The organism is Rheinheimera sp. (assembly GCF_020217005.1).
Lineage (GTDB): Bacteria > Pseudomonadota > Gammaproteobacteria > Enterobacterales > Alteromonadaceae > Pararheinheimera.
This window is the reverse complement of the sequence record NZ_JAIWOI010000237.1, coordinates 1-10,000: the sequence shown is the minus strand read 5'-3', so window position 1 is coordinate 10,000 and position 10,000 is coordinate 1. Positions and strand designations below refer to the sequence as shown.

At 48.0% G+C, this 10,000-nt stretch carries 7 protein-coding genes; 3 read left to right on the top strand and 4 right to left on the bottom strand.

Annotated elements, in window-relative coordinates; all coding sequences use genetic code 11:
- On the top strand, positions 1 to 920 hold a 920-nt coding region (locus LDL40_RS11645; protein WP_300995547.1), incomplete at its 5' end, for a transporter substrate-binding domain-containing protein.
- 38 nt (positions 921 to 958) lie between these two features.
- Here the strand turns inward: LDL40_RS11645 and srmB are convergent.
- Positions 959 to 2,218, bottom strand: coding sequence for an ATP-dependent RNA helicase SrmB (gene srmB / locus LDL40_RS11640; protein ID WP_300995546.1), 1,260 nt, complete (start codon positions 2,216 to 2,218; stop codon positions 959 to 961).
- 109 nt (positions 2,219 to 2,327) lie between these two features.
- On the opposite strand from srmB, the gene LDL40_RS11635 reads away from it, so the two are divergent.
- The gene (locus LDL40_RS11635; protein ID WP_300995545.1) at positions 2,328 to 3,056 is read left to right on the top strand and encodes a tRNA1(Val) (adenine(37)-N6)-methyltransferase; all 729 of its coding nucleotides are present in this window, start codon (positions 2,328 to 2,330) and stop codon (positions 3,054 to 3,056) included.
- 3 nt (positions 3,057 to 3,059) lie between these two features.
- Positions 3,060 to 4,247 (top strand): winged helix-turn-helix domain-containing protein, encoded by a 1,188-nt coding sequence (locus LDL40_RS11630; protein WP_300995544.1) that lies wholly within the window; start codon positions 3,060 to 3,062, stop codon positions 4,245 to 4,247.
- Positions 4,248 to 4,254: 7 nt separating this feature from the next.
- On the opposite strand, the gene LDL40_RS11625 is transcribed toward LDL40_RS11630, so the two are convergent.
- The 3 genes from LDL40_RS11625 to LDL40_RS11615 all read right to left on the bottom strand — a co-directional run.
- Positions 4,255 to 5,949 (bottom strand): pectinesterase family protein, encoded by a 1,695-nt coding sequence (locus tag LDL40_RS11625; RefSeq protein WP_300995543.1) that lies wholly within the window; start codon positions 5,947 to 5,949, stop codon positions 4,255 to 4,257.
- 4 nt (positions 5,950 to 5,953) lie between these two features.
- Positions 5,954 to 8,404 (bottom strand): glycoside hydrolase family 88 protein, encoded by a 2,451-nt coding sequence (locus tag LDL40_RS11620; RefSeq protein ID WP_300995548.1) that lies wholly within the window; start codon positions 8,402 to 8,404, stop codon positions 5,954 to 5,956.
- Between the two features lie 250 nt (positions 8,405 to 8,654).
- On the bottom strand, positions 8,655 to 10,000 hold a 1,346-nt coding region (locus LDL40_RS11615), incomplete at its 5' end, for a TonB-dependent receptor (RefSeq protein ID WP_300995542.1).

Genomic DNA, 10,000 nt, shown 5'->3' with positions numbered 1-10,000 from the left:
TTTATGCTGATTTTATCAAAGGTGAAGTCGGATGGTCTGAAGTGGCACATTGGAGCTTGGTGGTCAGCTTTACTGTATTACTCTGCTGGAGCAGTGCACTACAGGCTAAAACACTGGACGTCTATTTTCAAAGCAAGATGCCACCCAACTGGTTGGTGACAGAACCAGTGGTCACTGAAAGTCTTGAGCTAAAGTTAATGCGGCTTATATTGGCGCAAAGTTCTGAATTAACACCACATTTCCGTCAGGTGAATTTCACCAAAGCCAGCGAGTTGACACGAACTCAAGTGGACAGCTGCATGGCCAGTATCTTAAAAAATCCACAGAGAGAAGCTGAGTTTATTTTCAGCAGGCCAATTTCTGCTATTGAAGGCTTAAAACTCTATTTACCAAAAAAGAGTCCGCTGCATGCCCGGCTGCAGGCCAAATTAAAACTCTGGGAAGGTAAAGTCAGACTACGGGAGCTATTGCTGACAGAGCCAAACTTTGTTCTGGGGCTGGATCTGGAAAGGTCTTATGGCACAGATTTGGACTTGTTACTCAAAGAGAAAGCAGTCAAACGCAGTTTGTACTTTAAGCAGAGTGGCGCTCAAATTGCTCAGCTATGGCCTATGCTGCAGCAAAATCGTGTCTCTGCAGTACTGGAGTATCCATTTATGCTGGCAACAACAGACGCCAGTTTAATGCAGGGGTACAATGTGGCTGAGGCAGAGCCTTTGCAACTGGCTTATTTTGCCTGCAATAAAAGTGAAATGGGGCAGGCCATAATCGACAAATTAAATCAAAGCATTAAGGTGTTGGCCAGCACCGAGCCTTACCTTAATTTGCATCTAAAAACTGTACCAAAAGAGAGACAACAGGAATTTATACAGAATTACCATAAGTTAATGTTAGTGCAGCCAGATTCCGCTGTATTTTAGAGCACAATACAACGAAATCTGAGGCTCTGAAACAAGCTTTAACCTTTGGCTTTTGCCGCCTTTTTTAAGGCTTTTTTCTTGGCTGCTGTTTTCGGCTTTTTCTGTTTTGTCGGCGCCTTGGCTTCTTTGTGTTTAGGGCGCAAGCCTTCGATAAAGCGGCGTTTTAACGGCAGCTCTGTATAACGTTCTACTTTACCTACCACACCAATATCGTGAGCTTCCACTAACGAAATTGCTGTGCCTTTTTTCCCGGCACGGCCTGTGCGGCCAATACGGTGCACATACACATCGGCTGTGCGTGGCATGTCGTAATTAATGACATGGCTGATATCGTCAATATCCAGACCACGGGCTGCTACATCTGTGGCCACCAGAATACGCACCTGACCATTACTGAAACGCTGTAGCGCCAGTTGGCGTTTGTCCTGCGGCATTTCTCCCTGCAACCAGCAACATTTTAAACCCGCGGCTTCCAGCTGGCCTGTTAAAGTAGCTAAGCGCTCGCGGGTTTTTACAAAGACTATGACTTTGCTGACATCTTCCTGTTTCAGTATATGGACCAACAAAGCCAGCTTATGTGCTGCATCATCGGCAGCGTGCATCCACTGCAGTATCTTGGCTTTTTCGCGACGTGGTGGGGCAGCTTCTAACAGCACTGGCTCCCGCAAAGCCCGCTCGGAAAAGCGCTTTACCCCATTACCATCCAAAGTGGCGGAAAACAGCATGGTCTGACGACGACGTTTCGCCTCCAGAATAATGCGGTTCATTTCACCAACAAAACCCATATCCAGCATACGGTCGGCTTCGTCCAGGATCAGCACTTCTACTTCGTCGGCATGGAAACTTTCGTTGTCCAGATACTCAATTAAGCGACCTGGTGTCGCTACCAGAATATCGTTGTTTTTTTCCAGTGTCTCTTTATGACTACCGTAGTTGATACCGCCTGTGATTACTCCAGCATGCAGGTCAGTCAGCATGATCAGTTGTTGTACCTGCTCAAAAATCTGATAGGCCAGCTCGCGGGTTGGCGTCATAATCAGAACCCGGGCAAAACCTGGGTCACGGCGTGGGAAATCCAGCAGGTATTGAATAGCCGGCAGTAAAAACGCCAGGGTTTTACCTGTGCCTGTTGGCGCACTTGCCAGTATGTCGCGGCCTTCCAGAGCCACAGGAATAGCCAGTTTCTGAATGCTGGTTGCTTCTTTAAAGCCTGCTTTGCTCAGAGTTTTTTCTAAGCTGTCATCCAGTTGAAACTCAGCAAAGGTCATTTTTTCCTGTGCAGTGTTAATTTCGCTCACGCTCTGTATACCTTCTATTTAGATCACGTTTAATAAGATGCTGTACTGACAGACAAAACAACATCTTATACACTGCCACTCTATTTAGCCCTGCTGGGTAAGGACAAGAGTGAGCGGCTTTTGGTGTAAAGAATTTTTTGTTGGCCACGACCGCTGTGCGATGAAAGTCAGCACGGACGCCTTAGTTCTTGGGGCTTGGGCAACTTTACCTCAAGCTGGCCCAGCGTTGGATATAGGTGCTGGTAGTGGCATTTTGTCTCTGATGCTGGCGCAGCGTTTGCAAAAATCAGGGCTTAACCCTCAAGTTTATGCTGTCGAACTGGACCAGGATGCGGCCTTACAGGCTCAGGATAATGTAGCGGCCAGTCGTTGGGCTGCACAAATCCGCGTCATTCAGGCCGATATTCTAACCTATGCAGCGACGGATAACCAACCAGAGCTTAGATTTGAGCTAATTATCAGCAATCCACCTTATTTTCAGCAGAGTTTAGGCGCTGTTGATGCAAAGCGGCATCAGGCCCGCCATGCAGATACGTTGCCTTTTATGGAATTAGCTAAGGCAGCCAGACGGCTTGCAACGTCAAATGCCCATTTCTGTCTGGTGTTGCCTGCGGGCCTGGATTTTATCACTGTGGCCGAGCAGACGGGCTGGACTCTGCAGCGACGTTGTCTGGTTAAAACTGCAGCACATAAAGACGCCAAATTACAGTTGTTAGATTTTAGTACCAGTGCCGGAACCAGCCGGATTGAACAGACAGAGCTCTTGATCCAGCAAAGTCCGGGCCAGTACAGTGAAGCCTACCGAAGCCTTCTGGCTGATTTTTATTTAAGGTTTTAACTCATGACCTCTGCTTGCCCTTTTAGTCCTAAAGAGTTACGCCAGTTGATTCTGCGGCAACAAGGCTTGCTCAAGCCTGCTCAGGGAAAAGCTGCTGTAGCCGACGTGATTAAGCAAATTAGTTATGTGCAGCTTGATTCGATATACGTAGTGGAACGAGCCCACCATCATGTGCTCTACAACAGAGTAAAAAACTATCAGCAGTCCATGTTGGATAAAGCGCTGGAGTACAAACAAAGTTTTGAATACTGGTCGCATGCCGCGGCATTTTTACCCGCCGAAGATTATCGCTTTAGTTTGCAGCGTAAGCTATTGCTGCAAAACGGAACCAACCACTGGTTTAACCCCGAACAACAATTGATGAACGAAGTATTGGCGCGGGTGACGGCCGAAGGGCCACTGAAAGCCAGTGACTTTGTCACTGATTCAATTAACTCAGGCCAAAAAAATGGGGCCTGGTGGGACTGGCAACCGGCCAAACAGGCGCTGGAGCAGCTGTTTATGCAAGGCAAGCTGATGGTGGCGCGGCGGGATAAGTTTCAAAAAGTCTATGATCTGACAGAGCGGGTCTGGCCTGATCATAGAGATCAGGTGCCACCTACGGAGGCAGAGTTTGCCGATTATTTAATAGATCGTTGTCTGCAAAGCCAGGCTGTGGCCACAGTACAGCAGATAGGTTATTTGCGGAAAAATATGCAAGCCGCATTGAAGAGCCAATTGCAACAGCAACTGGAGCAGGGCAGGCTGCAGAGTTTTCTGCTGGATGGGAAAGTCTGGTATTACAGGCCCCAGTTAGTGCTTACTGACAAATTAGCCGCAAAAGTGCCGAATAAAGTCTGGTTGCTGTCGCCTTTTGATAACTTAGTGATTCAGCGTGACCGATTAATGCAGCTGTTTAATTTTGATTACCAGATTGAAGTGTATGTGCCGGCGGCCAAGCGCCAGATTGGCTATTACAGCTTGCCTATCTTGTATAAAGACCAGTTTATAGGCCAGGTGGATGTGAAAGCAGACAGAGCCAGCAAAACCTTATTGCTGCAGCATTTAGTGCTGGATGAGCAGGTAAAACTGACGGATGCATTAAAAGCGGCACTGACCAAAGCTGTGGTCGACTATGCCAGTTTTAATGGCTGCGAAAGCTGGCAACTGGTAAAAACCAGTGCCAGAACCCGTGACTGGCTTATGGGGTAGATACCGACTAGAGCTTAGAGCGGTAAAGGTACCTGGCAAGAGGATGCTGTTGCTTTTGTAAGTCGTACACAAAAAGCTGCGCTACTTTAGAAGCCCCTTGCACTGACAAGTGGGTATTATCAAGCTTTCCATCCGGAAACTTCTGATACAAACCAGCAGGCACGTGAATAAAATAAGGCTGACTATCGGTAGGACCTAAGTCTTGCCATAAATTGCAGCTGTGCTGCTGCAAATCAAAAAAGTCGATCTGCGCCAATGCAGCTTGCTGTTTAGCTTGTGCTGCGTAATCTGCTAAATCCCGCTCCAGTGTCTTGCCATTAAAATTCCGTCTGCAGATTGAGCTTGCCAGCATCGGAATAGCGGCTTTGGCTTTGACCTCGCGGATAAACTGCTGCAACAATTCAGGGTAACGCGTATTCACTTCAGCGTATCGTTTTGGGTCGTCTTGTTTTTGATCATTATGGCCAAACTGGATCAACACATAATCACCGGCTTGCAGCTCGTCCAGCAGCATTTGCCAGCGGCCTTCATTTAAAAAACGTAAGGTACTGCGGCCATTAGCAGCTAAGTTGATGATTTGTAACTGCGGCAGCATAAATTCAGGCAATAACTGGCCCCAGCCGCGCTCCGGATAAGCAAGATTGGTTTTGTCAGCCATAGTGGAGTCGCCCACCAGATAAAGTTTAGTGGGGGCCAGTTGTGCTTTAGCGCTAAGCCAACTGCGGGCTTGCTGTAACACCTGTTCTGGTTGCCACTGGCCCTGATAAACCCAGTCTGCATTGATTTTTGGTGCGCCTTTCGGCCAGTTGTCTTTTATCCAGCGGTAATCAGCACCTTTAGAACCGCTGAAATAACTACGTTCACCCCATAAGTTGGCTCTGTCGCGGCTGGGGTCATCCGGATAGGTTTTGCGGAATATCGGCTGGTCTGCCATCAGGGGGGAGTAGTTATTATTCTTTAGGTAAAACTGAGCATCGTAATGACGGCGGCCCAGTAAAAACCCCTGAATACCGGAGAAACCAGAGTCTGTGACCACTAACTTCGCATTTGTGTCCAACTCGCCATCGTGCCAGAGTGAGGCTTCGGTGGCCTGACTATAAAACTGACTCTGGGTGATCCAGGCGGTGCCGCGTGGACATACATAATCGACATGGCCTTCAAAGTAACAGTTGCTGTGGTAATACATCCCCTTTTTATTCCACAGGCTCAAGCTGTCGGCACCTCCTGCAATGACACGACATTGGTCGGTGATAATGCGGTTAGCCTGCTCAAAACCCCGAATAGCAAACTGATGGTCATGATCGCCATGTAAAGCGCCATAGCTGTTAAATACAGTTAAATCTAACAGCACTATATCTGAGGCTTTGATATTCACCACAGCTGAGCCCCAGTCGTCTGGCTGCTGTTTTAAATGGTTTTTACGAAGTTCCGGAAATTCTATAGTGGTACTGGTTTTGCCGCTGCCAGCCAGCACTACTTTGTCGCGTGTCAGGTAGAGTTTTTCTTTATAAATGCCTGGGCCAATTTCAATGAAGGCCCATTGCTTGGTGGCAGGTAAAGAATCCAGCGCCTGCTGCACAGACCGAAAAGGCGCTGAGCCATCTAAAGCAACCTGCAAGCGTAGTGGTTGCTCACTGGCGTGCAGGTTCAGGCATAAAACGCTGAGCGCCAGTGCACTCAGCAGCTTGAGTAGAACTGCCATAGCTCTAGTCTTTTAATAGCTTAGACATTTGCACACCAGCCATAATAAAAGGCCCTGTGCCTTTACTGTCGTTGCGGTAGATAGGTTCACTCATGTAATAGTGATAGCTGCCATCCCTTCCCGCACCTAAACCTGCAACTTGTACCATGTTCGTCAGGCTGATACTGCCATCCGGATGCACCAGTACAAATTCATTTAACAGGCCTTGCCAGGCATTTTTACTGATCTGCAGATACTGCTCTTTCGGTAAATAGCCTTTGTTGATGGCTTTGGCATAAAAGTAGACAAACATGCTGCTGCCGCTTGATTCCAGATAGTTACCACGTTCACCGGCTTTATCCAGGATCTGATACCAGACGCCTGTTTCAGCATCCTGATATTTGGCTAAATCTGCTGCCAGTTCAGTCACCATAGCCAGCAGTGGCTGGCGTAATTCTGTGTTATCCGCTGGGATATAATCCAGCACATCCACCAGCGCCATACTTAGCCAACCCACAGCGCGACCCCAGAAGTAGGCAGAACGGCCCGTCGTTTTATCGGCCCAGTCCATTTGTTTGGACTCATCCCAGGCGTGGAAATACAAACCTGTTTTGTCGTCACGTAACTGCTCACGGGTGACTTCAAACTCGTGCACCACCTGCTCCAGGCTGGCACCTTGCTCAAACAGACTGCTGTAATAGGCCAAAAACGGCATGCCCATATAAACTCCGTCTAACCAGAGCTGATGTGGGTAAACTTGTTTATGCCAAAATGCGCCGTTTGAGGTTTTCGGATGATGCTTTAATTGTTCGCGTAAGGCTTGAACTGCCAGTTGATATTTTGACTCTTTGGTCTGTTCATAGACCCGAAGCAGCGAATTCCCGCTATTAATACTGTCGATATTAAATTTGCTGGCGTCATAACTGTGGATGGTGCCGTCAGCAGCAACAAAGCTATCGGCCATTTTGTCGATCACGGCCTGATAAGCCGGGTTTGCGGCATATTTATTTAAATCATCAAAAGCCTGGATCAACAACCCTGTGGTGTATTCAAAACTGACAGGTCTGTCGCGCTCTGTATCCCAGCCACCCCAATAATACTGGCCAGCCTGGCGTTTCAATTCAGAGTTAGCCAGCTGTTGGCTCCAGTATAAAGCCCGTTCGCTGGTCATGGGCTGACTTGTTTGCGCCTTGGTGATTTCAGTTTTTAAACTCAAACGAGGCGTTAAAGTTAGCCGTTCTACTTCCTGTTGCAGATATTCGACAAACTGCTGTTGGTTAGTAATGCCATTCAGTTCATGTTGCCAGGCGCCGAGCAGGTAATACTCCAGATGCTGGCCAGAGACATTCATCACTGCTACGTGGTTAAACTCGTCCGTGGTCAGTTGTTCCAGTTTGCCGCGTTTAAATAAAATCGCCATGCCTAAATTGGCACCATCCAGACTTTGTTTACCATAGGTCGCGAGGTAAGTGTAGGTATGGCCACTGCTTTCCAGCGTGCCTGTCAGCAGTTGAGTATCAGGTAGTTTGACAATACCCAGCGCCAGATTATCCAGTGGCTGGCTTAAGGTCAGGCGGTTATGCAGTAAACGGCTGCCTGCTGTCATCGACAAATGAGCTTTCACATCCAGAGTTTTACCGGCGATTTGCCAGTTTTTATAGTCTATGGTCAGTGCTGAATACAAAGGGCCATTTTCGATGATATGGACTGTATGACCGTCCAGCTTCGAGACTCTTTCTACTTTGCTGCCATCCCAGTAACCAAAACCACCAGCCCCCACTGCTTTGCCGACTTTGAGCACATCTGTGCCCCATGGCAACATTTCATGGTAGGAGCTGTAGCCATCCTGACCTATTTGATCCAGCACCGGCTTGCCGGTTTTATTACCAAAAATGTCAAAGCCGTTACGCCAGTCCAGATAAATGCGGTACGCCACTTTATCAGACTCAATGCCCGGGCCTTCGTAACGAATAAATTCACTGTGATCTGTGTAGTGGGGCGGTGGTGTCAGGTTACTGACATTTTCAAAATGACCACCAACATAGGTTTTTCCTTGCCACTCTCCGCCGGTTTTTTGCGAAATTTCGGCTTGTGTTTGTTTTGGTAGTTCAGCTGCTGTACCAGCGGTGATCTGCAGCTGTAATGTTTCGCCTGCCGCCAGGCTGGGGCTGAGCAGCAAGGTATCTTTTTGACCATCGGCATTGCGGTCTATCCACTGCGAGGCTAACAGCCCTTTGTCGCTGCTGGCGATAAAGCCGGAATTCTGTACGTCAGCTTCTGCCAGACCTAAGTCGCTGGCCGCAATATAAATCGCCTCTTGTGGGCGCGAGAAGTCGGAAGGGTTATGAATGCTCAATGTCGCAATAGGTTTGGTCTGGTTTGGTGTTGCAGCTTGTTGCTCAGTTGGTGCTGGTTCGCTGCACGCTACTAAAAAACTTAAGCTGAGGCTGGAGATCAGCAATGGGCTTTTAAACATCGAAGTCACGGCTATTACCTGTTGTCAAAGTAGAAATAAAATCGTGACTTGCAGGGCCAGGCTGTAAGTCACGCCAACGTTACCATCACTGGCTCATTCATTTGCTTTTATCCAACGGATTTGATGGTGCAGCGAGGCGACAAGGGAGCGATGCCCCAATCACATAGTGGTGCTCTGTGATTGGGGTTTTACGCTTGCCTCAACATTAGGCCTGGTCAGCAAAGCTGCAGCTTCAGGTTCGAGGGATAAATCAGAACTTGTATTGAGCGCCTAAGTAATACTGGCGGCCTGTTTCATGGTAATAGGTCAGACGATTACCGGCTGAATCTACCCATTGATCATCGACTTCGTCAGTCAGGTTCAGTGCTTCAAAACTGATTTTCCAATTGTCGTTTAACGCATAGGAGACCGAAGCATCAACGTTGGTTGTCGCATTGGTACCTTCCATATCGTTGTTGTCGCGGCCTATTGCTGTCGTCAGGTATTTACCACGTTTTGCCATGGATACACGGGCATTTAAAGCTTCATGTTCATAGTAAAGAGTGGCGGCTGAGGTATTTTTTGACAAGCCGTTTAAGTCTCGTGTTGCCTGCACCACGCCTGCTGCACTGATATAGTCCATCTGAGCATCAACATAAGTGTAGTTACCAATAAAGCCAAATCTGTTCCAGAAATCCGGCAGGAACGTGAATGGCAATTGGTAGCTGACTTCCATACCTTTTAAATCACCGCCAGGACCGTTCAGAGGCGTAGTCACCTGCCAATCGACGTTCTCATTACAGTCTGCGTTGTAACCTGGTCCCGCTGTACAAGCATCAATAGCCGCCTGTACAGGTAAGCCGGTTGCAGTGAAAGCTTTAGTTTCACGTAAGGTTTGGACATGGCTGTCTATATCTTTGAAGAAAAACGCCACACCTAACATGGATTCGTCTGAGAAATAAAATTCAAAACCTAAGTCATAGGTTTGAGCTTTAGTGGGTTCCAGTTTCGGGTTACCGCCAGATACTGACCTGCTGCCGCCGGAGACCGAGACTGAAACATCAGGCCGAATGGCGCCTAAACCAGCTCTGGCCATCACTTCTGCCGCGCCAAAACGTATGATCACGTCGTCCCATGGCTCTAAGGCCAGATTTAACGAGGGCAATAACTCGTTATAGTCATGTTCTGCTGTAATTTGAGTCGGAGTGCTGGCAAAGGTCGCCCAGGCTGTTGAGCTCTGATCTGTTTTCACCTGACGTAACCCTATATTACCGCGCAGTGGCATATCGGCGACGTCTGTATCAAACCCAAGTTGCAGATAAGCCCCCAGAGTTTTTTCGTCCGCTGAGTAGTTATCAGGGCGGCGGAAGTCGGAACTCACAACAAAAGCTCCAGTGTTACTGTAGATGTCGTATTGAGCATCAATAGCCGCAAAATCAGGTACTAACCAGACAGGTTGGCTACCTAAACCGGAATTGTATTGTTTCAGCAGGTCGGCCGTATAGACTATACCCGCCCCGTTTTCTGTTTGACGACGCGCTTCATAGGTTTCAAAACTAAAATCTTTATAATGTAGACCTGCTTTTAACGTCAGATTATCTGTCAGCATGTAGGTGA

What these genes read in the sequence shown, in the direction of transcription:
- LDL40_RS11620 (WP_300995548.1), bottom strand. Translation starts at nt 8,404, where the DNA reads ATGTTTAAAAGCCCATTGCTGATCTCCAGCCTCAGCTTAAGTTTTTTA.
- LDL40_RS11625 (WP_300995543.1), bottom strand. Translation starts at nt 5,949, where the DNA reads ATGGCAGTTCTACTCAAGCTGCTGAGTGCACTGGCGCTCAGCGTTTTA.
- LDL40_RS11630 (WP_300995544.1), top strand. Translation starts at nt 3,060, where the DNA reads ATGACCTCTGCTTGCCCTTTTAGTCCTAAAGAGTTACGCCAGTTGATT.